Genomic DNA, 23,351 nt, shown 5'->3' with positions numbered 1-23,351 from the left:
CGCAGCCTACCATGGTGATGGGGATCACGGACATCAAACTCGAACGCGGCCAAGTTTGCCGGCAACCAATCTCGTATCGAGATCAGTGCCAAAGGAGCACGCCATGTTCCGCCTAAAACCTTTCCTGATGACGGCTAGCCTGCTGGGGAGCCTGTTCGGCTTTGCCTGCGGCCCAGTTTCCGCGCAAGTCGCCCCGGTCGAGCCGGCCCCGACCGCGCTGCAAGGCCCGGAACAGCGCGTCGCGCTGGTGATCGGCAATTCGAACTACCAGAACGCGCCGCAGCTCGCCAACCCCGACAATGACGCGGAGTCCATGGCGAAGTTCCTGAACTCCGCCGGGTTCGAAGTGGTCGCCGCGACCGACCTGACCCAGAACGACATGCTCCGCGTCGTCCAGGACTTCTCCGCCAAAGTGTCGGCGCGCGGTCCGAACACGGTGGCGATGGTCTACTACGCCGGTCACGGCGTGCAGCTCGCCGGCGAGAACTACCTCGTTCCCGTCGACGCCAAGGTCTCGAGCCAGACCGAGCTCGTCAACAACTCCGTCCGCCTGGTCGACGTGATGTCGACGCTGGAGACGATCCCGAGCCGCATGCGCATCGTCATCCTCGACGCCTGCCGCAATAACCCGTTCCCGAACGTGAACGATGCCGGCCGCGGTCTGGCCATCGTCGATGCCCCGAACGGCTCGATCGTCGGCTACTCGACCGCGCCGGGCGCCGAAGCCAGGACGGCGCCGGCGGCCACAGCCCCTACACGCAGGCCTTCCTGAACGTCGCGCGCGAGCCCAACGTGCCGATCGAGCAGCTGTTCAAGCGCGTGCGCCTCGAAGTGAACCAGACCACCAGCGGCGCGCAGATCCCGTGGGAGAGCTCGTCGCTGACGTCTGACTTCACCTTCTTCGGCGACACCGCTGTTGCCGCCAACCGCGCGCCGGTGAATGCGCCTGTGGTGCAGATGGCCTCCAACCTGCCGAGCCGCTCGACCCGCCAGGCCTATGACTACGTCGTGTCCGAAGCCCGGCCGGAGTACTATCAGGAGTTCATCACGATGTATCCCCACGACCCGCTGTGCGATCACGTCCGCTGGCTGCTCAACAACCTGCTGCTCACGCAGGCCTGGCACAAGACGGTGCTCGCGAACTCGCCGGTCGCCTACAAGAACTTCTACGACAACTACGGCAACACGCCCTATGCGCAGGTCGCACTGAAGCTCCAGATGCAGCCGAAGCAGATCCCCTTGATGCAGGCGACCAAGTTCCTGGCGCCGCAGAATATCGCCCCGACCTTCAAGATCGGCAATCTCGGCCAGCCCAAATACATGCCGCAGCAGCAGGGTAATGGCGGCGCGCAAGTGAACGGCAATTTGCCGATCGTGCAGAAGTCGGGCGACAATAACGGCATCGGCAAGCTCGGCAATGGCGGCCAGATCGTCAACCTGCCCGCGGGCAACAACCAGCCCAACCAGCAGAACGGCACGCCGTCGCAGACCCCGGGCAAGATCGTGACCCTGCCTGCGCCGACCAACACCACCAACAACAATGGCGGCATCGGCAAGATCGTGACGCTGCCTGCGACCAACAAGACGCCGAATGGTACTGCCAACGGCACAACCAGTGGCAATCCTGGCAAGATCGTGAGCATGCCGGTCAATGTCGGCAAGGGCGGCACGACCATCGATACGAAGCCCGTCAACGTTCAGACGCAGAACAACCCGATCCGCATCAACAACGGGGCGAGGATCAGCAACAACCCCGTGAACAAGGTGCAGGTGCAGAACAACAACCACCCGCAGTTCAATGAGACCAACCGGATCGTCAACAACGGCAGCAACAACTTCCGGCAGTCGATGAACCAGAGCCAGGGTGCCAACGGCGGCAACAACCACCGCGGCTTCATGCACTGATCGCGGTCGGCCACACACGACAAAGGGCAGAGCGGAGACGCTCTGCCCTTCTTGATGTCAGAGGATTGATTATCAGGCCACCAGCTCCGCAAACAAATCGGCGTCGACATTGCCGCCGGAGAGCACGATGACGACGTTCTTGCCGGCAACATCAAGTCGTCCCGCAAGCAGCGCCGCCAGGCCGACCGCTCCGCCCGGTTCGACCACGAGCTTCAGCTCGCGATAGGCAAAGGCGACGGCCGCGCCGACTTCCTTGTCCGAGGCAGTGACGCCGCGCGCGAGCAGCTTGCTGTTGATCGCAAACGTCATCTCGCCGGGGATCAGGGCCATCAGCGCATCGCATATGGTGCGGCCGGCGGGTGCGTGCGGCTCGCGATGGCCCGCGGTCAGCGAAAGGCCGTGATCGTCGAACGCGTCGGGCTCGGCCACCACGATCTCGGCCAGCGGAAAACGCGCCTTCACAGCCGTTGCAACGCCGGCGATCAGGCCGCCGCCGGAGGCCGGGGCGACCACGATGTCGGGGCTGAGACCGAGCGCCGCCATGTCCTCGGCGATCTCGCGGCCGGCGGTGCCTTGACCGGCGATCACGAAGGGATCGTCATAGGGCCTGACCAGAGTCGCGCCGCGCTTCTCGGCGATGCCGCGCGAGATCGCCTCGCGGTCGTCGCGGTCGCGGTCGTACAGCACGACCTCGGCACCGTAGGATTTGGTGCGCTCGCGCTTTGACAACGGCGCATCCGCGGGCATCACGATGGTCGCCTGCATGTCGAGGATCTTGGCCGCCGCCGCCACGCCCTGGGCGTGGTTGCCGGAGGAGAACGCAACCACGCCGCCGGCGCGCTTGTCCTGCGGGATCGAGGCGACCTTGTTGAAGGCACCGCGAAACTTGAACGACCCGGTGCGCTGGAGCATCTCCGGCTTGAGATAGACCTTTGCACCGACACGCTCGTTGAGCACGGGAAAGGACAACAGCGGAGTGCGGACGGCGAAAGGTGCGATCACGCGTGCTGCGGCGTCGATATCGGCAGGGCCGATCGGGAGAAGCTGTTCTGTCATGCCTGATGTTATCGCGCCGGATGAGGCCCGGGCAAGGCATCTCCGCGCGAGGCTTTGGGCTCTCAGGCGACGAATCGCGCCGGCTCTGCCCCGTTTCGGCCGGGCATTACCGCGCCGACGGCCAAAATGCTGTCGATAAAAGCCCGGGCCGAGGCCTCCCAGGTGTAGTTGGCGGCGAATTCCACGCAGTCCTGCCGGGAGATGTCGAGCGCGGCAAAGCAGGCGCTGCGCAGATCGTGATCGAGCGCGCCAACCGGCGCATCGCCGATCACGTCGCGGGGGCCCTTCACCGGGAAAGCCGCGACCGGCAGGCCGCTCGCCAGCGCTTCGAGCAGGACCAGGCCGAACGTGTCGGTCTTGCTCGGAAATACGAAGACGTCGGCCGCAGCATAGATGTCCGCCAGCTCCTCGCCGTGCTTTTCGCCGAGGAAGATCGCGTCCGGATAGGCCTCCTCCAGCGCGACACGCGCCGGGCCGTCACCGACGATCACCTTGGTGCCGGGCAGCTCGAGGTCGAGGAACGCCTCGAGATTCTTCTCCACGGCAACGCGGCCGACCGAGAGGAACACCGGCGCCGGCAGGCAGAGATCAATCTCGCGGGGATGGAACAGATGGGGGTCGACGCCGCGCGGCCACAGCACGACATTGTCGAAGCCGCGCTCGGTCAGCTCACTGGCGAGCGCCGGCGTCGCCGCCATCACGGCGCGGCTGGGGCTATGGAATCGGCGCAGCGCCCGCCAGATCAGCGAGCCCGGCACCGGCACGCGGGCGCGGACATATTCGGGAAAGCGGGTGTGGAAGCTGGTCGTGAAGGGCAGCTTGCGCTGCCGGCAATAGCGGCGGACCATCAGGCCGATCGGCCCCTCCGTCGCGATGTGGATGCTGTCCGGGCGCGCCTCTTCGATCAGCTTCGCGATTCTGCCCGGGCGCGGCATGGCCACCCGCACGTCCCGATAGCTCGGCATCGCAAAGGTGCGGAACGATTGCGGCGTCAGGAACGAGAATTCGACGTCGAGACTTTTGGCGGCGTCGGCAAGCTTGGTCAGCGTCCGAACCACACCGTTGACTTGCGGGTGCCAGGCGTCGGTCGCGACCAGGATGCGCATCAGGCTGCCTTTGTCATGCAGCTCTGGCTGCGACCTGCGGGACCTGTGCCGGCTTCTCGGCCTGGTCCGCCCAGGTGATGATCTCGAAATGGCCGTCGTCGTGCTCGACCAGCGCCGTACAGCTCTCGACCCAGTCGCCGCAATTCATGTAGCGGATTCCGCCCTCGTCGCGGATCACCGCGTAATGGATGTGACCGCAGATCACGCCGTCGGCGTCGTGGCGCCGTGCCTCGGCAGCGAGTGCCTGCTCGAATGCGCCGATATAGTTGACGGCGTTCTTGACCTTCTGCTTGGCCCATTGCGACAGCGACCAATAGGGCACCTTGAACATGCGCCGGAAGAAGTTGACGAAGCGATTGAGCTGAATCGCGAAATCGTAGGCCTTGTCGCCGAGATGGGCGAGCCAGCGTGCGTTCTGCACCACGAGGTCGAAGATGTCACCGTGGATGACGAGATAACGCCTGCCGTCCGCGCCGATGTGGACGGTGTTCTCGACCACGTCGATGCCGCCGAAATGCGTGCCGTAATAGTTGCGCAGGAACTCATCGTGATTGCCGGGGATGTAGATGACCTTGGCGCCCTTGCGCGCCTTGCGCAAAAGCTTCTGGACGAGGTCGTTATGCGATTGCGGCCAATGCCAGCTCGATTTCAGCGCCCAGCCGTCGACGATATCGCCGACGAGATAGATCGTGTCGGCATCATGGAAACGCAGGAAATCGAGCAGAAGATCGGCTTGAGAACCGCGGGCTCCGAGATGAACGTCGGAGATGAACAACGTGCGAAAGCGCCGCTCCGGGCTCTCGTCACTCACATCGTAACTTCCCATGCGCCAGCCTGTAACAATGTCCCGTGACAGGGGGATGACCAATCGAACCTTTGAGGCACCCTCAGATACGAATCGCGCTTGCCTCGCCCACCCCGCGAATATCAGTCGCATGCGACAATCAGGCGACATGGCGTCGCAGCGCCCTCCGCAAGAACCCGGAGCTGCATGGCGGGACGGACTAGCGGTGGCGCGCTCGCGAGCGGCGTTCAGTAAAATTTGTGGAAATGATGGATCGGGCCGTGGCCGTGGCCGACGCTGAAGCGATCGGCGGCCGCGATCGCCGCGCTGATCCAGGCCTTGGCGTTGCGCACGGCGCGCTCGAGATCCTCGCCCCTGGCGAGCCCTGCGGCGACCGCCGAGGACAGCGAGCAGCCGGTGCCATGGGTGTTGCTTGTGGCAACGCGCGGCGCGGCGAGCGCGATCGTGGTGCTGGCATCGACGAGATAATCGATACTCTCGGCGCCCTCGCCGTGGCCGCCCTTGATCAGGACCGCACGACAGCCGAGCGCCAGCAGCCGGCGCCCCTGGCTTTCGATCTCGGCCTCGCTGGCCGCGACCGGCTCGTCGAGCAGAGCCGCGGCCTCGGGCAGATTGGGTGTGATCACCGAGGCCAGCGGCATCAGCTTGATGCGCAGGGCATCGACGGCATCGGACGCGAGCAGGCGATCGCCCGACGTCGCCACCATCACGGGATCGAGCACGATATGCCCGGGCGCCCAGCGCGACAGCGCGGCCGCGATCGCATCGATGCTGGCGGCTTGCGCCACCATGCCGATCTTGACCGCGCCGACCTCGAGATCGGAAAACACCGCGTCGATCTGCGCGGTGACGAATTCGGCGGGCACCGCGTGAATGCCGGTGACGCCGCGCGTGTTCTGCGCCGTCAGCGCCGTGATGGCCGAAGCGCCAAAAACGCGGAGCGCGGCGAAGGTCTTCAGGTCGGCCTGGATGCCGGCGCCGCCGCTCGAATCGGAGCCGGCAATGGTCAGCGCTACGGGTGTCGTCATGGGGCGATCTTCAGCGTTTTCGAAGCCATGGCCCGTCCTAGCGCGCCTCTCCCAGCCCAGCAAGTTCGCTTGCTAAATCCGGCCGGGTTTGGCCTATTAGCCGTCAGATATGCTTTCGGAGTGACCGCGATGGTTCCCTTTTTCGTCCAGATCAAATGCAAGCTCGGCCAATCCTATGTGGTCGCCAATGCGCTTGCCGAAGCCGAGATCGCCTCCGAGATCTATTCCACGGCCGGGCAATACGACCTGCTGGTGAAGTTCTACGTCGACAACGACACCGATATCGGCCACTTCGTCAACGAGAAGGTGCAGGTGCTGCCCGGCATCCAGGACACCCTCACCATCATCACCTTCAAGGCGTTTGGCGCGAGTTGACCGTCCGGAAAAGAGCGGGCCTGATCAGGCGCCGCCCTCCTTGCGCTTGGGACGCGGCGGACCGTCCACCGGCGGCAGCGATTTGAGATAGTCCGCCATCGCCGCGAGATCGTCGTCCGGCAGTTGCGAGGTGTTCTTGATCACCCGCGTCATCGCGCCGCCGACGCTGTCGCCGTCGGGCAATTCGCCGGTCTTCAGGAAATAGGCAATATCCTTCGCGCTCCACTCGCCAAGGCCCTTCTGGGTGATGTTGGGCACCCATCCCTCGCCTTCCGGATTGGGGCCTCCAGCGAAGCGTTGTGCGGCGGTGATGCCGCCAAGCGCGTTGCGCGGGCTGTGGCATTCCGCGCAATGGCCAAAACTGTTGACGAGATAGGCGCCGCGATTCCACTGCGGTGACTTCGCGCTGTCGGGGACGAAGGGCTTGTCGTCCAGAAATAAGAATTTCCAAATGCCGACGTTACGCCGGATGTTGAACGGAAAGCGCACATCGTGGTCGCGCACCTTGCCTGCGACGGCCGGCAGCGTTTTCAGGTACGCAAAGAGATCGATCACGTCCTCGCGCCTGGCGTGCTGATAGGACGTATAGGGAAAGGCCGGAAAATAATGCCCTCCGTCCGGCGAGACCCCGTGCATCACCGCATTGACGAATTCGGCATCGTTCCATTTGCCGATGCCATCGGTCGGATCGGACGAGATGTTCGGCGCGTAGAACGTTCCGAACGGCGACTTGATCGCGACGCCGCCGCCGAGCCTGAGACGATCGGGCTGGTCGGGGACGGCATGGCATGAGGCGCAGCCGCCGGCGTTGAACATCACCTGGCCATTGGCAAGATCAGGGACGCGGGCAGGCGCGGTGCCGACGGCCGCCCCCACCGGCGCGCTGAGCCACCAATAGACGCCGGCTGTGGCGAGTGCGGCGAGCAGCGCCACGGAGATTGTTCGTCGCAACATGCGGTCCTTTCGTCATCGCGGCGAAGCTTATGACCGATGTCCTCGCGGCTCCAGCCACGAAGAATTTAGCCCACCGCGGCCTGAAACGGGAATAAACTGCAATGCCGGCTGTTGGAAGTTTGGCAGCCCAAACGGGTTCAGCAGGGAGAAAAATCATGAACAAGATCGTCATCGCCATGTCAGTGCTTGGCGCCGTTGCTTTTGCGGGTTCGGCCAGCGCGGAAAAGCTGAAAGCAACGCTCGACGCCAAGTCCGAGGTCCCCGCAACGACCAGCAGCGGCACCGGAACGGCCGATCTGGATTACGACGCCGCCAGCAAGAAGCTGTCCTGGAAGGTCACCTATTCCGGCCTGTCCGGGCCCGCCACCGCCGCGCATTTCCACGGACCTGCCGAGCCCGGCAAGAACGCCGGCGTTGCGATCCCGATCCCAGGCGCTGCGACCAGCCCGGCCGAGGGCTCGGCGACGCTGACCGACGCGCAGGCCGCCGATCTGCTCGGCGGCAAACTCTACGTCAACATCCACACCGCGGCCAATCCGGGCGGCGAGATCCGCGGTCAGGTGACGAAGTAAGCTTTCGAGCGATCCAACAAAAGGGGCGGCTGCTTGCGCAACCGCCCTTTTCGATTCCGCGTAGCGCTGGCGCAGGCGTCACACCTCAGGTTCGGCTGCGTTCAGCGCCTGCGCGAGGTCGGCGATCAAATCCGACGGGTGCTCGATGCCGATCGACAGCCGGATCGTGGAATCGAGCACGCCGATCTTCCGGCGGATGTCAGCGGGGACGCCGGAGTGGGTCATGGTGGCAGGCAGGCTCGCAAGCGACTCCGTTCCACCAAGGCTCACCGCCAGCTTGAGGATTTGCAGCGCGTTGAGGAATTTCATGGCGGCGGCCTTGCCGCCGACGATGTCGAACGAGAACGTGGACCCTGCCCCCGAGCATTGCCGCGCAAACACAAGTCCGTCCGGCGACGCCGCGTCGTGATGACCGAGATAGTGCACCTTGGCCACTTTGGGATGATCGCGCAGATAGTCCGCCACGAGGCGCGCATTCGCATCCGCCTTTTCCATGCGCAGGCTCAGCGTCTCGAGCGAGCGGTTGATCATCCAGCAGGAATGCGGATCGAGCTGGGTGCCGATGGCGCCCCGCAGCGCCTTGATGCCTTTCACCACCGCCTTCGCGCCGAGCGCGGCGCCCGCGATCAGATCTGAATGACCGCCGACATATTTCGTGAGCGAGTACAGGGAAATATCGGCGCCGTGCTCGATCGGTCGCTGAAACACCGGTCCGAGCAGCGTATTGTCGCAGGCGATGATCGGAACGTGTCCTTGGGTCTTTCCGATGCTCTCAGCGACACGCCGCATCATCGCGATGTCGACCAGCCCGTTGGTCGGGTTGGCCGGGGTCTCGATCAGGATCATCGAAACCCGGCCCTTGCGCATGGCCTCCTCCGCGGCCTGGCTGATCACGGCTTCATCGACGCCATCGGCGAAGCCGACGGCGCCGATCGACAGACGCGCAAGCGTATTCGTCAGCAGCGTTTCCGTGCCGCCGTAGAGCGGCTGCGAGTGCAGAATGACGTCGCCGGGGCGGACGAACGCCAGGATCGTGGTCGCGATGGCCGCCATGCCGGATGAGAACAGCGCACAGCTCTCGGTGCGCTCGTAGATCGCGAGCCTGTCCTCGACGATTTCGCTGTTGGGGTGATTGAAACGCGAATAGACCAGGCCTGCGCCCATCCCTTCCGGCGGCTCACGCCGGCCGGAGACGAAATCGAAGAAGTCCTGCCCGTCCTCGGCCGTCTTGAACACGAAGGTCGAGGTCAGGAACACCGGCGGCTTGACCGCGCCTTCCGACAATTGCGGATCGTAGCCATAGGTCAGCATCAGCGTTTCCGGATGCAGCATATGGTTGCCGATGTGCGTCTTAGACGGGAACGGTTTTACCATGGCTTGTCTCGCTGTTGCTGATTGAGGCGCTCGCCGCGGGTTGGAACTCCTGATGTCGTGACGCAGTCAGGAGAGAGATGCGTCAGCGTCAAAAGCTCACGCCAATGCCGCGGCGGCTGGAGCAAAGATAGCTGCTCCGGCAGCGATCCGTCAGGCCTTGCGGATAGAATTTCCAGCAGCGCTGCGCGCCGACATGGAAAAAGCGGCTGCTTTCGCAACCGCTTTTTCCCGATTCCTAGTAGCCCGGATGGAGCAAAGCGCAATCCGGGCTACGAATCTTTTTCTTCCGTCAACCGTTCTTCACACGAAACGTCTCGTGGCAGCCGCCGCATTCCTTGCCGACCGCGGGGAAATTCGCCTTGAGCGAGTCGAGATCCTTGATCTTGCCCTTGGCCTCGCCGACGACCTTGGCGAAGCTCGCGACCTTGGCATCGAACCCGGCCTTGTCCTCCCAGATCTTCGGCGAGGCGCTGTAGTCGCCGTCGGGCTTCATACCCTTTGCGCTCGCCGGAAACAGGTGCGGCAGCTTCTTGGCGGTGTCCTCGAACTGCGCCAGCGCGCTGTCCACAGTGGCCTGATCATAGGGCTTCTCGCCCTTGACCATGGCCGCCACTGCGCCGGCGTTCTTGCCGTTGCCCTTCATGAGAGTCTGCACTTCCTTGACGGAGTCCTGTTGTGCCCAAACCGCGCCCATACCGAGCAGGAGCGCACCCCCAACCACCAACACTCGCTTCATTCGCAAAATCCCTTTCCTTGATGCAGGATCGTGCTGACCCCTCAATGGGCCAACACCGCTCGGCAGATTTCATTCCCGTGGAAGATTGTCACAGGCTGTGACGGCGATGGTGCTCGTTGATGGCGATCCACACCCGTTCCGGGGTCGCCGGCATGTCGATGTGGTCGATCTTGTATTCGCGCCACAGCCCGTCGACGATGGCGTTGACGACCGCCGGGCAGGACCCGATCGCACCGGCCTCGCCCGCGCCCTTCACCCCCAGCGGATTGGTCTTGCAGGGAACGTTGGCCGTCTCGAACACGAAGGCCGGGCCGTCCGCCGCGCGCGGCAGCGCGTAGTCCATGAAGGTCGCGGTGACGAGCTGGCCGTCGCCCGCGCCATAGACCACCTGCTCCATCAGCGCCTGGCCGATGCCCTGCATGGCGCCGCCATGGACCTGGCCGGCCAGCAGCAGTGGATTGAGCGTCATGCCGAAATCGTCGACGATCACGTAGTTGACGATTTTGATGATGCCGGTGGCCGGATCGATCTCGACCTCCGCCACATGGGTGCCGTTGGGATAGGTGCCGTCGGCGCTGGCGAAGGTCGCGCTCGCGTTCAGCTTCGAGGGATCCGCGCCGGGTCGCTTGGCGAGATCGGCGAACGAGATCGAGCGGTCGGTGCCGGCGATGCGCACGATGCCGTCGGTGATCTCGAGGTCGCCGGCGCTGGCTTCCAGCGCCTGGGCCGCGATTTCCTTCAGCTTCTGCCCGAGCTCGCGGGTCGCGCGCTCGACGCTGACACCGCCCGACGGGATCGAAGCCGAGCCGCCGGTCCCGAGGCCCGTGGCGATCATGTCGGTGTCGCCCTGGTGGACGTGCACGCGCTCGGGCGCCACGCCGAACTGCTCGGCAACGATCTGCGCATAGGCGGTCTGGTGGCCCTGCCCGCTCGACTGGGTGCCGATCAGGACGGTGATATCGCCATTGGGGTCCATCCGCACATTGGCGGTCTCCTCGCCCATGGTGCCGCAGACCTCAACATAGCTCGCAAGTCCGATGCCGCGGATCAGGCCGTTCTTCTTGGCCGCCTTGGCGCGCTTGCCAAACTCCTTCCAATCGGCGATCTCCATCGCGCGCTTCAGATGCGCGGCGAAGTCGCCGGAATCGTAGACTTTGCCGGTCGCGGTCTTGTAGGGCAGCGCCTTCGGCTGGATGAAATTCTTGCGGCGGATGGCATCCACCGTCATGTCGAGTTTTCGCGCGCAGGCGTCCACGAGACGTTCGATGACGTAAGCAGCCTCGGGCCGCCCGGCGCCGCGATAGGCATCGACCGGCACGCTGTTGGTGAAGATGGTGCGCACCCGGCAGTGGAACGCCTGGATGTCGTAGAGGCCCGGCAGCATGCCGGCGCCGCCATGCGGGATATAGGGCCCGAAGGTCGACAGATACGCGCCCATGTCGCCCATCAGGTCGCAATCCATCGCGAGGAACTTGCCGTCCTCGGCCAGCGCCATCTTCGCGGTGGTGACGTTGTCGCGGCCCTGCGCGTCGCCCATGAAATGCTCGGTGCGGTCGGCCGCCCATTTCACCGCCTTCTTCAGCTTTCGCGCGGCGACTGCCAACAGGGCGTATTCCCGATAGGGAAACAGCTTGGTGCCGAAGCCGCCGCCGACGTCGGGGCAGATCACCCGCATCTTGTCGGTCGGAATGTTGAGCACGTTCTGGCAGAGGATATCGCGCAGGCGATGGCTGCCCTGGCTGCCGACCGTCAGCGTCAGATGGTCGCGCTTGGCGTCGTATTCGCACACCGCCGCGCGCGTCTCCATGAAGTTCGCGACCACGCGCGGATTGACGATCGAGATCTCGGCCACCGCATGCGCTTTCGCAAAGGCAGCTTCGGTCGCTTTCTTGTCACCGATCGAGACGTCGAACAGCACGTTGCCGGGCTTGTCCGGCCAGACCTGCGGCGCGCCCTTCTTCACGGCATTGACGACGCCGGTCACTGCCGGCAGCGGGCTCCATTTGACCTCGATCGCCTCGATCGCGTCGCGGGCCTGGTCGATGGTCTCGGCGACCACGAAGGCGATGGAATCGCCGACATGGCGCACCTCGTCCTTGGCGAGGATCGGGTAAGGCGGGCCGGTGAAGGGATCTGTCTCGAGATTGAACAGGCAGGGCAGATTGCCGAGATCCCCAACGTCATCGGCGGTCAGGATCAGCGCGACGCCGGGAAGGGTGCGGGCGCGGCTCGCATCGATGGTGTATTTGGCATGCGCATGCGGCGAGCGCAGCATCAGGGCGTGAAGCACGGCCTGCGGCGCATAATCGTCGGTATAGCGGCCCTTGCCGCGGATGAGCGCGTCATCCTCCTTGCGCAACACGCTTTGGCCAACGCCGAACTTGATGGGAGCCGCCATTTTCTCGTCCCGTTTCTCATGGTTGTTTTGCCGGCATATTGCCGTGGAAAAACTGGCAAGGCAAACGGGTTTAGCCATGCGAAAACCGTCCAGCGCCCTCACCTGTCAGAGCAGGATGGAACGGGAGCGCCGCAACTCGGTCATTTCGCCGTGAGGAACGGTCCGCTTGATGGCATGATAGTTGCCGAACCCGCCCGCAGTGCACGCCTGAGAACAAGCAGCCGTGCTGACGGCTGCTTGCTCGCAAAGCGCATCTCCGCTTCGGATGGCTCATCAGTTACATCCCCCCGCGGCTCCATAGATCTCTGGCGTGATCCCTCAGCCTATCGATAGCCCGTTCCGGCGAGATGTAGTCGATCTCGCCGCGCGTCAGGCCGATATCCATCAGCTCCCGGTCACTCAGGTCCCGCAAGGCGATTTGTGGGCCGTGCCGCCAGCGCCAGTCCTGGAGCGCACGCCAGTATCGCGCGAGCAAGCCTGGGATGCTCCACGTCGAGGCAAGCTCGAGGGGGAGCCTCTCCGGCTCGGATGTCATGATCGTCTGTTGGGGTGGCATCGCACGCTCCTGCTGTTGTGCCGCCAGGGAAGCGTGGCCAAACAAAAGGCCCCGTCCGATGCCGGCGGGGCCTGGTGAAAAGATGTCGTCGTCGAATTTCTAGCGCGCGACTCCTTCCACGGCCCGGCCGAAGCGGGTCATGTGGTTGCGGTTGAGTTTGCGCGCTGATTTGATCATGCGCCGCAATTACCACAGCAATCGCGCAAAATCAAGAGATGTGTGGAGGTCGGTTGCACCCTGGAAGCGAGCCCCTTATTCTGGCGCTTTCTTGCCCCTACGCACGCCTCAGGACTTCGTCTGCTTCGCTTCCACGTATCGTGCGAAGTTGTCGAGGATTGCCTGCCAACCGCCTTGCTGCTGCTCGACCGAGTGCGTCGATTCGCCATCGAAGACCACGCGAACCAGAATGCCCTTCGGGCCGGGCACAAACTCGACTTCCGCATTTCGCTCGCCGAACGCGTATTCGATCCGCTTGTGCTCGACGATTTTCGTGTAGGTACCGGCGAAGTCAAAGCCCATGCTGCCGTCCTTGGCCTCCATGCGCGACGAGAAGACACCGCCTTCTCGCAGGTCGACGGTCGCCTTGGTCGTATGCCAGTCGTCGGACGCGGCGTTCCACTTCATGATGTCGGCAGGCGTCGTATAAGCGCGCCAGACCTGATCGATGGGGGCTGCTACGTTGGTTTCGACGGTGATCCTCATAAACAGTGCTCCTGGTTCGAATTTTGCCGGCTCGAGGTGACGGCATCACGTCACGTGTGCAGGGTCCATCCGCCGCACTTCCGAGATGTGTCCATCCAAGGACGATCGAGACTGGCCCGTGCCGACAAGCTCGAGCCGTCAATGCGTTGAAAATATGAAAAGTTAACCCCGCACCAGTGAGACCAGCCAGCGGCGCCCGAACAGCGCAAGGATGGCGAGCGCATAGACGATCGTACCTCCGACGGCCAGCAGAAGCAGCGTCAATTCGTCCCGGAAGTGCATCGCGCCCAACGAAGGACTGCTGAAGCGCGCGATGAGCCAGAAGGCGGCGGCCAGGATAATCCCGGTCAGCAGGAATTTGACGAGCGACAACAGCCAGGCGCGGTCCGGCACGAGAAAGCCTCGCCGCACCGCGAAGAACAGTACCAGCAGCAGGTTGGTCCACACGCCGACGGCAGTGGCCAGCGCAAGCCCGATCTGGGCCAGCGATCCCATCAAGGCAATTTTCAAGGCGACGTTGACCGCGATGCCGGTCAGCGACGCCCGCACCGGCGTCGCCGTGTCCTTGCGCGCGTAGAAGGTCGCGACCGCGCTGCGGATCAGTACGAAGGGGATCAGGCCGATGGCATAGGCCGCGAGCGTGGCGCCGGCAGCGGCGGCATCGGCGTTCGAGAACGCACCACGGGCGAACAGCGCGCGCATGATCGCGTCGGGCACGGTGAGGAAGGCGGCGACGAACGGCACCGAGAACAGCAGCGTGAAATCAAACGCGCGGCGCTGCGCCTTCATCGCACCGTCATGGTCGTTGGCCGTGATCCGCCGCGACATCTCCGGCAGCAGCACCGTGCCGATGGCAATGCCGATCACGCCGATCGGGAGCTGGTTGAGACGGTCGGCGTAATACAGCGCCGACAGCGCGCCCGCCGGCAGGAAAGTCGCGATGATGGTGTCGGCAAACAGCGCGAGCTGCGTGCCCATCGAGCCCAGCGTCGCCGGCCCGAGTGCTTTAAAGAATGCGCGGACGTCTTCGTCGAGCTTGAGCGGCGCAAAGCGCGGCAGGCCGCCATGGCGGGCGAGATCGCCGGCGAGCAGGAAATACTGCAAAAAACCCGAGATCAGGACACCCCAGGCGGCAGCGTGGCCCGCGCCGGGAAACCATGCGGCGAGTGCCATCGTCATCATCATCGAGATGTTGAGGAAGATCGACGCGGCTGCGGCGCTCGCAAAGCGCTGCATCACGTTGAGCATGCCGCCATAGAGCGTCACCAGCGTGATCAGCAACAGATAGGGAAAGGTGATCCGGGTCAGCTCGATCGCGAGCTTGCGCTGCTCGGCGTCCTCGGAAAAGCCGGGCGCCAAAATGCTCATGGCCTGCGGCATGAACACCCAGGCGACGATCAGCAGCACCACCTGCGAGGCCAGCAGCAGCGTGAAGATGCGGTCGGCGAACAATCTTGCCGCCCCCTCCCCGCGCTCACCGTGCACGTGCGCATAGGCCGGCACCCAGGCGGCGTTGAAGGCGCCCTCGGCGAAGATCGCACGGAAATGGTTGGGCAGCCGCAGCGCCACGAAAAAGGCGTCGGCCGCGGGGCCGGCACCGAGAATCGCCGCAAGCATGATGTCGCGGGCAAATCCCGTCAGCCGCGAGAGCAGCGTGTAGCCACCAACCGTGAAGATACGTCCGAGCATCGTTCCCTTCTAAAGGAAGAGCTCGCGCAGCAAAACGGGGAAATCAGGCTGAAAGCGCGCCGCGCACGGCCGCGATGATTCGCTCCTGATCGGCTTCGGTCAGATAGGCATGCATCGGCAGGCTGATGACGTCCTGCGACAGGCTCTCGCAGCCCGGCAGGCCGCCCTCGGCCACCGGATACTGCTTGTAGGCGGTCTGCTGATGCATCGACTTGCCATAATAGATCGCCGTCGGCACGCCCTGGGCCTTCAGCGCGGCGGCAAAGCCGTCGCGGTCGGTGCCCTCAGGAAGGCGGATCGTGTACTGCGCCCAGACCGACGTATTGCCGGGCGCCACGCGCGGCACGGTGACCACATTGCTGAGACCGCGCGCGTAGCGCTCGGCGACCTTGTTTCGGGCGGCGATCTCGTCGTCGAAGATCTTCAGCTTCTCGATCAGGATCGCGGCCTGCATGGTGTCGAGCCGGCCGGTCAGGCCGAGGCGGACGTTGTCGTATTTGTCGACGCCCTGCCCGTGCACACGGATGCTGCGCAGCGTCGCCGCGAGTTCGTCGTCATCGGTGAAGATCGCGCCGCCGTCACCGAAGCAGCCGAGCGGCTTTGCCGGGAAGAAGCTGGTCGCGGTGGCGAGCCCGAAGGTGCCGAGCTTGCGGCCCTTGTAGCTCGCGCCAAAGCCTTGGGCTGCATCATCGAGCACGAACAGGCCTTCGGCCTTGGCGATCTCCGCGATGGCATCGTGATCGGCGGGCTGGCCGAACAAATCGACCGGAATCACCGCGACCGGCTTGAGGCCGGCCTTGCGGGCGGTCGCAATGCCGCGCTTGAGCGATTCCGGGCTCATGTTGAAGGTCGCTTCGTCGACATCGACATAAACCGGCGTCGCGCCGGTCCGCGCCACCGGCGAAGCGGTCGCGATGAAGGTGAAGGACGGACACAGCACGGCGTCGCCAGGCCCGACATTCTTCGCCATCATCACCATGAGGATCGCATCGGTGCCGCTGGCGCAGCCGATGACGTGCTTGGCGCCGCAATAGGCCGCAAGCTGCTTCTCGAGCTCGGCGACTTCAGGGCCGTTGACGAACTGACAATGATCGAGAACGCGCTTCACGGCGGCATCGAGCGAGTCGCCGAGCCGGCGGCGCTGCGAGGCGACGTCGATGAAGGGAATGGGTTCGGAACGCAGATGCTGGTTCATGGCGCCTTGCGGGTTTTGATCGGTCAACATGGAATGGGATCAGCCGGCGACGCGGCGCGGGCCCTTGAGGGCGGACGACTTGGCGGCGGGCCGCGACGGCGTTTCCAGGCACTGCGTCGCGATCTCGAGGCTGGCGACGCCTTCGTCGCCGGTGACCGCCGGCGTCTCGCCGTTGCGCACGGCCTTGAGGAACGCGATCAGTTCGGCGCGGAGCGGCTCGTCATGGCCGACCGGCAGATGCCGCATCGAATAGCTGCCGTCAGGCTTGAAGCCGAAACATTCGGTGACCTGGCGCGTCAGGAGATCGCCCATCACGTATTTGCCGCGGGTCGCGACCGTGACGCTGCGCGCCTTGAACGGCGTCAGCCAGTTGGTGTTGATGTGGGCGAGCACGCCGTTGGCGGTGCGGAATTGGAGCAGCGCGATGTCCTCGCGCTCGGCGACCGCACTCGACAATTGCGGCTGCACCTCGACGATGTCGGATTCAGTGAACCAGCGGATCAGATCGATGTCGTGCACGGCAAGATCGATGACGACGCCGACATTGGACATGCGCGGCGGGAATGGGCCGACGCGCGTGATCGCGATCGACAGAATATCCTCGCCCGCGATCGCCTGCTTGACGGCGGCAACGGCTGGATTGAAGCGCTCGACATGGCCGACCATCAGCGTCACGCCGGCCTTTTGCGCAGCCGTGACGATCTCGCGGCCTTCCGCGACCGTGGACGCAATCGGCTTCTCGACCATCACGTGGATGTTCTTGGCGATGCAGGCGAGCGAGACCTCGTGATGCAGATGGGTCGGCGCCGCAATGGTGACGGCATCGACGCCTTCGGCCAAGAGCTGGTCGAGCGTCTCGAAGCTCGCGCAATTGGCAAGCTCCATCGCCCGCGTGCGATGTGCCGGCGAAGGATCGACGACGCCGACGAGGCTGACGCCGGGAAGACCCGCGAGCACGCGTGCGTGGTTGCTCCCCATCACGCCGGCGCCAATGACGCCGACGCGCAAGCCGGCCTTTGCCGGTGCAGATCCTGTGGAACTCATTTGAGCAAACCCCGATTCAACGCAAATCCCCGGGGGCGCTTCTAGCACGGACGCCACATTTGTGGCGAATGCGGAGCTAGCGGTCCGGACACGATTTGATTCAAACAGTTACACGTTCCCCGGGCCTAAGCATTTGGAAGAGACCACTCTTTTGGCCCGGGTCGCGTGATTCGGAGTGTGCTGGTTACGACCTTTGATAGTCGTCTTCAATCCGGATGATGTCGTCTTCCCCGAGATAGCTTCCCGTCTGGACCTCGATCAGCTCCAGCATGATTTTACCGGGATTCTCCATCCGGTGTACCGCGCCCATCGGGATGTAGATCGACTCGTTCTCGTGCACGCTTTTGACGGTGTCGTTGACGGTGACGCGGGCTGTGCCGCGGACCACGATCCAGTGCTCGGCGCGATGATGGTGCTTCTGCAGCGACAGACGCCCGCCCGGCTTCACCACGATGCGCTTGACCTGGTGGCGCTCGCCATTGTCGACCGACTGGTAGCTGCCCCAGGGCCGATGCACCTTGAGGTGCTCCTCGGTGACCTTCGGTGCGACCGACTTGAGTTTTGTGACCAGCCGCTTCAGCCCGTTGGCATCCTTCTGGCGCGAGACCAGCACCGCGTCCGCGGTCGCGACCACGATGAGATCGTCAACGCCTTCGAGTGCGACCAGCGCGGCATCGGTGGTGACGTTGCAGTTGCGGCTATCCTCGAACACGGCGGTGCCATGGGAAGCATTGCCTTGCGCGTCCTTGTCCGACAATTCCCACACCGCGTGCCAGGAGCCGACGTCGGACCAGCCGCAGGACACCGGCACGACCGCGGCGCGCGCGGTCTTCTCCATCACCGCATAGTCGATCGAGATCGCCTTGGCCGCGCCGAACGCCTCGGGCTCCAGCGTCACGAAGCCGAGATCGCGGCCGGCATTGGTCACGGCATTGGAGATGGTCTCCACGCTCGCCGCATCGACCTTGCGGTATTCGTCCAGCAATACGCTGGCCGGAAACATGAAATTGCCGCTGTTCCAGAGATAGCCGGAATTTAGGTAGTCGGCCGCCTTCACCGCATCCGGCTTCTCGACAAAGCGCGCGACCGCGTGCACCTCGCCGGAGATGACCTCCCCCGGGCTGATATAGCCGTATTCGGTCGCCGGCCGCTCCGGCTTGACGCCGAAGGTGACGATGCGCCCGGCGCTCGCGGCGGTGAGGCCTTGGCGGCACGCCGCGACGAAGGCGGCATTGTCCTGCACCACGTGGTCGGCGGCGAGCGCGAGCACGATCGCCTCACTGGCGCGGTTCTGCGCGAACACCGCGCCGGCGGCGATCGCAGGACCGGAATCGCGCCGCATCGGCTCGAGGATCACGTCGGCCTCAATGCCGATTTCGGCGAGCTGCTCCAGCACCATGAAGCGGTAGGAGGCATTGGTGATGACGATCGGGCGATCGAACAGCGAGGCTTCCGAGACGCGGAGCAGCGTGTCCTGGAAGGTCGAGCGCGTGCCGAACAGCGGCAGGAACTGCTTGGGCCGCACCTCGCGCGAAGCCGGCCACAGCCGCGTTCCGGCACCGCCGCACATGATCAGGGGGATAATGCGTTTGTCCATCGTCATTTCAAACCTTGAGGTCGTTCCGATACCAGGTGACAAAATTACGAATTCCGTGCGCGATCGGCGTTGACGGTGCAAAGCCGGTATCGCGCATCAGATCATCGACATCCGCGGACGTTTCCAAAAGGTCTCTCGGCGGCAATTCTTTGATCGCCGTCCGACCCAGCTCCAGAACTCCGACGACGTGCATCAGCTCTTCCGGGTGGTGGTTTCCGACATTGTAGACCTTAGACGGCGCATTTGCGGCAGCCGGACGATCTGCGGTGATCCCTCATCCTGTTCCCAAGGACCGCTTCGCCCGATCCGTCGCTCGATCTTTCGCCCGCGGCGCCTCTTTAGCCTCCGCATCGACGGGGCCGCAATAGCCGGCCGCCCGGCATGCGGGCTCCTGATCACCGCTATTGCAAGATCAGCGCCAAAACCATACCAAAGCGGCCGAATTCGGCGCCTTGCGTCGGGTTGCTTCAAATCCCTTGTTCATGCGGGCGAAATGCGCCGAATCCTGCTGTCGACGGCCAAGATCCTGATTTCCGGAGCGCTGCTATACCTGGCGCTGCGCAAGGTCGATCTGTCCGAACTGTTTTCGCGTTTCACCGTGACCAGCCTGTTCTGGATCGGCCTGGCGATCGCGATCACGTTCCTGCAAATCTTCGTCGGCGTGTTGCGTTGGCGCGAGATCAGCGCCGCATGCGGCGCCCCGCTCGAGCTCGGCCGGGCCATGCGCTACAACGTGATCGGATCGTTCTTCAACCAGACCTTGCCCTCGGCGATCGGCGGCGATGCGGTCCGGCTGTGGCTCGTCGCGCGCGCCGGCGCCGGCTGGCGCGCTGCGACCTACTCGATCTTCGTCGACCGCGCGATCGGTTTGATCGCGCTCGCGATCATGATCGTCGCGAGCCTGCCCTGGAGCTACGGCCTCATCGCTGATCCGCACGGGCGCTCGGCGCTGCTGCTCGTCGACCTCGCGGCGCTCGCGGGTGGCCTCGGCTTTCTGGTCTTCGGCGCGCTGAAATGGCACTGGCTGAAAACCTGGTGGGCCACGCATCACATCCACGCCTGTGCCGTGATCGCCAACCGCGTGCTCTTCAGCCGCTCGCGCGGACCGGCCGTCGTGATCCTGTCGCTCGCCGTGCATGTGCTGGCCGTCGTGGTCGCCTGGTGCGTCGTGCAGTCGATCGCCGCGCCGGTCGGATTCAGCGACGTCTTTATGCTGGTGCCACCGGTGATGCTGATCACGATGATGCCGATCTCGATCGCCGGCTGGGGCGTGCGGGAAGCCACCATGGGCCTCGCGTTCGGCTTCGCGGGCCTGGCCGCAAACGAGGGCGTCAACGTCTCGCTGCTGTTCGGCGCCGTGTACTTCATCGTCGGCGCGATCGGCGGTCTGGTCTGGATCCTCAGCGCCGAGAAAGCCGCGCAGGGATCGGCGCCGCTCGGGGTGCGTCAATAAGGGTTCACAAGGCCGGCACGAAAGCAAGCGACCGCGGCGGTTACCTATCAATCTTCGGAGCTGTTTCCTATAGTATCCGGCGCGTAGCATCACGGATCCGGAATGAAGATCAGCGTCATCACAGCCAGCTACAACTCCCAGGCGACGATCGGCGCCACCATCGAATCCTTTCTCGCCCAGACCCATCCCGACAAGGAGATGCTGGTCGTCGACGGCGCCTCGAAGGATGCGACGCTGAAGGTTGTGGAGTCGTTCGGGTCCAGCGAGATCCGCGTGATCTCCGAGCACGACAAGGGTGTCTATGACGCCATGAACAAGGGGTTGCATCTGTTCAAGGGCGACGCGATCGGATTCCTCAATTCGGACGACACGTTCCACGACGACGGCGCGCTGGCGGCGATCGCGGCGGCGCTGGAACAAGCGGACGTCGTCTATGGCGACCTCGACATGGTCACCGATCATCAATCCAAGGCTCTCGTGCGAGCCTGGCGTGGCGGGCACTACGGTCGCTACTCGTTTCAGCTCGGCTGGGTCCCGCCGCATCCGACGTTCTATATGCGGCGCCAGGTCGCCGAGACGGTCGGCGACTACGATCTGAGTTATGTCACGACCGCCGACTACGATTACATGCTGCGTACGCTGGCGCTGAACGACTACCGGGTCGCCTACCTTCCGCGCGTCATCGCCGATTTCCAGATGGGCGGCATCAGCACCAGCGGCTGGCGCGTGACCCTGCGAGGCAATCTGGAGTGCCTGCGGTCGCGCCAGCGGCATCTGAACGCGCCGGTCATCGACGCCGCGTTCTTCCTGCGCTTTGCCCGGCGGATCTTTCAGCTCCGCTCGCCGGCATCCCTCTGGATGCGGCGCTCGCGTTGACCCCGAACTCCGGAACGGCATCTTTCAGGATTGTCCTGATGGTGGCGCGATCGTCATGCGCGATGGCGAGCTCGAGCGCGGAGATCCATTTGCGCAGCGTCTGCATCGGCGGTTCATTCGGCTTCGCCGCCATGACGCCAGCGACCCCGATATCGACGGTCGGCTCCTCAGAGGCAAACAGAATTTCGTTCAGCCGCTCGCCCGGCCTCATGCCGCTGAACACGATCTCGATGTCGTGGCCGGGCTGCAAACCCGAGAGCCGGATCATCCGTTCGGCCAGATCGACGATCTTCACCGGCTGGCCCATGTTCAACACATAGACCGAAACGTCGAAACGCTTGGCGCCGAGCGCGTGGGTGGCGGCCGTGATGACGAGATCGCAGGCTTCGCGAATGGTCATGAAATACCGGACCATGTCGGGATGCGTCACGGTAACCGGACCGCCAGCCTCGATCTGCGCCTTGAACTTCGGCACGACCGACCCGTTCGAAGCCAGCACATTGCCGAACCGGACCGAGATGAAGCGCATCGCCGGCTTGCTGCCGCCGGCCTGCGCCACCAGGTCGTGGTCGAGCGCCTGGCAATACATCTCCGCGAAACGCTTGGTCAGACCAAGCATCGAGACAGGCTCGATCGCCTTGTCGGTCGAGATCATCACCATGGCCTCGGCGCCGGCGGCAAGCGCCGCATCGGCGACGTTGATCGAACCGAAGATGTTGGTCTTGACGCCCTCGCTCCAGTCCCGCTCAAGGATCGGCACGTGCTTGAGCGCCGCGGCATGGAACACAATGTCGGGCTTGAACTCCGCCATCAGACGCATGACACGCTCGCGGTCGCGGATATCGGCGATCCGACCTTGGATCTCGGCGCCGGATCCGCGCGCGGCGAGCGCCTCGGTGACCGCATAAAGGGCCGGCTCCGAATTCTCGACGATCAGGAGACGCGCCGCGCCGAACGCAACCACGCGCTCGCAGATCTCCGAGCCGATCGAGCCGCCACCGCCGGTGACAATAACGCCCTTGTCCCTGATCAGGGCTTCCAGCCGCGCGTAGTCGATCGTCTCGCTCGGCCGCAGCAGCAGGTCCTCGACCGCAACCGAGGTGAGCCGCGGCATATCCCCCTGCTCAAGCGACGGCAGGCGGCTGACGATCAGGCCAAGCCGCCGCGACCGCATCAGCACAGATTCTGGATGCGACTCCGGTGCGAACGCAGACGGCGTCATCACTACCCGGGCGATCGGCTTATTGCGCTTGGCGAAGCTGGCGATGACGTCCTCGATGTCATCGATCGGGCCGACGACCGGCACGTTGCGGATGAGCTGGCCGAGATCGGAGCGCGACGGCGACAGCACCCCGACCGGCCGCAGATGCTTGATGGCGCCACTCTCGATGCCGCGGAGCACGACCTCGGCATCGGCGGCGCGTCCGATCAGGAGCGTCGCTGCGGCATTTTCGTTCCTGACGTGGTGCATCACGCGAGTATAGCGGAAATAGCGATAGGTCAGCCGCAGCGTGCTTAGCGCGGAGATTTCCAGGAACCAGTACAGGACAATGGTGATCTTGCCGAGAAAGAAGGTGCCGTGCACGTTCGGCGCGACGAAGATGTAGTCGAGCACGAGAAGGGCGACGGTGAGCACCGTAGCGACGCGGATGATGTTCAGCGCATCGGGCAGCGAGATGAAGCGCCACTTCGTTGTCGTCAGGTTGAAGACGTAGAAGACGACCACGCTGAAGGCGAGGAAATAGGGCAAGATCTGGAGCAGCAGCGGCAAGCGGGCCGTGAAGCCCGCACCACCCTCGAAGCGTAGATAGAACGCAACGAACAGGGCCGCGGCCGTCGCCACCACGTCGTGAAGCGCGATCAGGAAATTGCGCAAGGTAAGATGCGAAAGACGCGTCATCTGCCGGCCGACTATATCCAGTTCTTCAAC

General features: G+C 64.2%; 19 protein-coding genes and 2 pseudogenes. 5 read left to right on the top strand and 16 right to left on the bottom strand.

What is annotated here, in order from left to right; all coding sequences use genetic code 11:
• The first annotated feature begins 103 nt into the window (after positions 1 to 103).
• Positions 104 to 1,905: pseudogene (locus ACFQX9_RS38350) on the top strand (caspase domain-containing protein).
• A 72-nt stretch (positions 1,906 to 1,977) separates the two neighbouring features.
• On the opposite strand, the gene ACFQX9_RS38345 reads toward ACFQX9_RS38350, so the two are convergent.
• From ACFQX9_RS38345 to thiD, 4 genes are all read right to left on the bottom strand, one after another.
• Positions 1,978 to 2,961, bottom strand: a complete 984-nt coding sequence (locus ACFQX9_RS38345; protein ID WP_018457523.1) for a threonine/serine dehydratase — start codon at positions 2,959 to 2,961, stop codon at positions 1,978 to 1,980.
• A gap of 62 nt (positions 2,962 to 3,023) precedes the next feature.
• Positions 3,024 to 4,067 carry a glycosyltransferase family 4 protein gene (locus ACFQX9_RS38340; protein WP_377792140.1) on the bottom strand — a complete coding sequence of 348 codons (1,044 nt, stop codon included), beginning with the start codon at positions 4,065 to 4,067 and terminating at the stop codon, positions 3,024 to 3,026.
• A gap of 13 nt (positions 4,068 to 4,080) precedes the next feature.
• On the bottom strand, positions 4,081 to 4,893 hold the full coding sequence (locus tag ACFQX9_RS38335; protein WP_085383974.1) for a UDP-2,3-diacylglucosamine diphosphatase: 813 nt from the start codon (positions 4,891 to 4,893) through the stop codon (positions 4,081 to 4,083).
• 206 nt (positions 4,894 to 5,099) lie between these two features.
• The gene (thiD, locus tag ACFQX9_RS38330; RefSeq protein ID WP_377792139.1) at positions 5,100 to 5,900 is read right to left on the bottom strand and encodes a bifunctional hydroxymethylpyrimidine kinase/phosphomethylpyrimidine kinase; all 801 of its coding nucleotides are present in this window, start codon (positions 5,898 to 5,900) and stop codon (positions 5,100 to 5,102) included.
• Between the two features lie 129 nt (positions 5,901 to 6,029).
• Here thiD and ACFQX9_RS38325 point away from each other — a divergent pair, with 129 nt between their 5' ends.
• Positions 6,030 to 6,275: an Lrp/AsnC family transcriptional regulator gene (locus ACFQX9_RS38325; RefSeq protein ID WP_007602021.1), complete on the top strand. Its 246-nt coding sequence runs from the start codon at positions 6,030 to 6,032 to the stop codon at positions 6,273 to 6,275.
• Between the two features lie 24 nt (positions 6,276 to 6,299).
• Here the strand turns inward: ACFQX9_RS38325 and ACFQX9_RS38320 are convergent, their stop codons facing one another.
• Positions 6,300 to 7,229, bottom strand: a complete 930-nt coding sequence (locus tag ACFQX9_RS38320; RefSeq protein ID WP_377792138.1) for a c-type cytochrome — start codon at positions 7,227 to 7,229, stop codon at positions 6,300 to 6,302.
• Between the two features lie 155 nt (positions 7,230 to 7,384).
• On the opposite strand from ACFQX9_RS38320, the gene ACFQX9_RS38315 reads away from it, so the two are divergent.
• A complete protein-coding gene (locus ACFQX9_RS38315) occupies positions 7,385 to 7,801 on the top strand; it encodes a CHRD domain-containing protein (protein WP_007602019.1) in 417 nt (138 codons plus the stop codon).
• A 78-nt stretch (positions 7,802 to 7,879) separates the two neighbouring features.
• On the opposite strand, the gene ACFQX9_RS38310 is transcribed toward ACFQX9_RS38315, so the two are convergent.
• The 10 genes and pseudogenes from ACFQX9_RS38310 to ACFQX9_RS38265 all read right to left on the bottom strand — a co-directional run.
• Complete coding sequence (locus ACFQX9_RS38310; protein ID WP_377792136.1) at positions 7,880 to 9,175, bottom strand: cystathionine gamma-synthase family protein; 1,296 nt, start codon at positions 9,173 to 9,175, stop codon at positions 7,880 to 7,882.
• 289 nt (positions 9,176 to 9,464) lie between these two features.
• Complete coding sequence (locus tag ACFQX9_RS38305) at positions 9,465 to 9,911, bottom strand: cytochrome c (protein WP_085383980.1); 447 nt, start codon at positions 9,909 to 9,911, stop codon at positions 9,465 to 9,467.
• Positions 9,912 to 9,999: 88 nt separating this feature from the next.
• Entirely contained in the window at positions 10,000 to 12,309 is a 2,310-nt protein-coding gene (locus tag ACFQX9_RS38300) for a xanthine dehydrogenase family protein molybdopterin-binding subunit (RefSeq protein WP_368507608.1), read from the bottom strand.
• 277 nt (positions 12,310 to 12,586) lie between these two features.
• The gene (locus tag ACFQX9_RS38295) at positions 12,587 to 12,865 is read right to left on the bottom strand and encodes a DUF1127 domain-containing protein (RefSeq protein WP_346732157.1); all 279 of its coding nucleotides are present in this window, start codon (positions 12,863 to 12,865) and stop codon (positions 12,587 to 12,589) included.
• 285 nt (positions 12,866 to 13,150) lie between these two features.
• Positions 13,151 to 13,567 (bottom strand): SRPBCC family protein, encoded by a 417-nt coding sequence (locus ACFQX9_RS38290; protein WP_085348818.1) that lies wholly within the window; start codon positions 13,565 to 13,567, stop codon positions 13,151 to 13,153.
• Positions 13,568 to 13,729: 162 nt separating this feature from the next.
• Entirely contained in the window at positions 13,730 to 15,256 is a 1,527-nt protein-coding gene (murJ, locus tag ACFQX9_RS38285; RefSeq protein ID WP_377792135.1) for a murein biosynthesis integral membrane protein MurJ, read from the bottom strand.
• A gap of 43 nt (positions 15,257 to 15,299) precedes the next feature.
• A complete protein-coding gene (locus tag ACFQX9_RS38280) occupies positions 15,300 to 16,451 on the bottom strand; it encodes a DegT/DnrJ/EryC1/StrS family aminotransferase (RefSeq protein WP_377792176.1) in 1,152 nt (383 codons plus the stop codon).
• A 39-nt stretch (positions 16,452 to 16,490) separates the two neighbouring features.
• Entirely contained in the window at positions 16,491 to 17,495 is a 1,005-nt protein-coding gene (locus ACFQX9_RS38275) for a Gfo/Idh/MocA family protein (protein WP_026233387.1), read from the bottom strand.
• A gap of 184 nt (positions 17,496 to 17,679) precedes the next feature.
• A complete protein-coding gene (locus ACFQX9_RS38270) occupies positions 17,680 to 19,092 on the bottom strand; it encodes a mannose-1-phosphate guanylyltransferase/mannose-6-phosphate isomerase (protein ID WP_377792134.1) in 1,413 nt (470 codons plus the stop codon).
• 7 nt (positions 19,093 to 19,099) lie between these two features.
• Positions 19,100 to 19,363: pseudogene (locus tag ACFQX9_RS38265) on the bottom strand (UDP-glucuronate 5-epimerase); the annotation flags it as partial.
• A gap of 222 nt (positions 19,364 to 19,585) precedes the next feature.
• Here ACFQX9_RS38265 and ACFQX9_RS38260 point away from each other — a divergent pair.
• A complete protein-coding gene (locus ACFQX9_RS38260; RefSeq protein WP_377792133.1) occupies positions 19,586 to 20,545 on the top strand; it encodes a lysylphosphatidylglycerol synthase transmembrane domain-containing protein in 960 nt (319 codons plus the stop codon).
• A gap of 102 nt (positions 20,546 to 20,647) precedes the next feature.
• Positions 20,648 to 21,421 (top strand): glycosyltransferase family 2 protein, encoded by a 774-nt coding sequence (locus tag ACFQX9_RS38255; protein WP_377792131.1) that lies wholly within the window; start codon positions 20,648 to 20,650, stop codon positions 21,419 to 21,421.
• Here ACFQX9_RS38255 and ACFQX9_RS38250 read toward each other — a convergent pair.
• Complete coding sequence (locus tag ACFQX9_RS38250) at positions 21,333 to 23,321, bottom strand: SDR family NAD(P)-dependent oxidoreductase (RefSeq protein WP_377792130.1); 1,989 nt, start codon at positions 23,319 to 23,321, stop codon at positions 21,333 to 21,335. The two genes, ACFQX9_RS38255 and ACFQX9_RS38250, sit on opposite strands and share 89 nt — an antisense overlap.
• Positions 23,322 to 23,351: the final 30 nt, after the last annotated feature.

It is taken from the genome of Bradyrhizobium sp. GCM10028915 (assembly GCF_042666195.1).
In the GTDB taxonomy this organism is placed as follows: Bacteria; Pseudomonadota; Alphaproteobacteria; order Rhizobiales; family Xanthobacteraceae; genus Bradyrhizobium; species Bradyrhizobium canariense_D.
The sequence above is the reverse complement of the archived record's forward strand: the minus strand, read 5'-3'. Positions and strand labels throughout refer to the sequence as shown.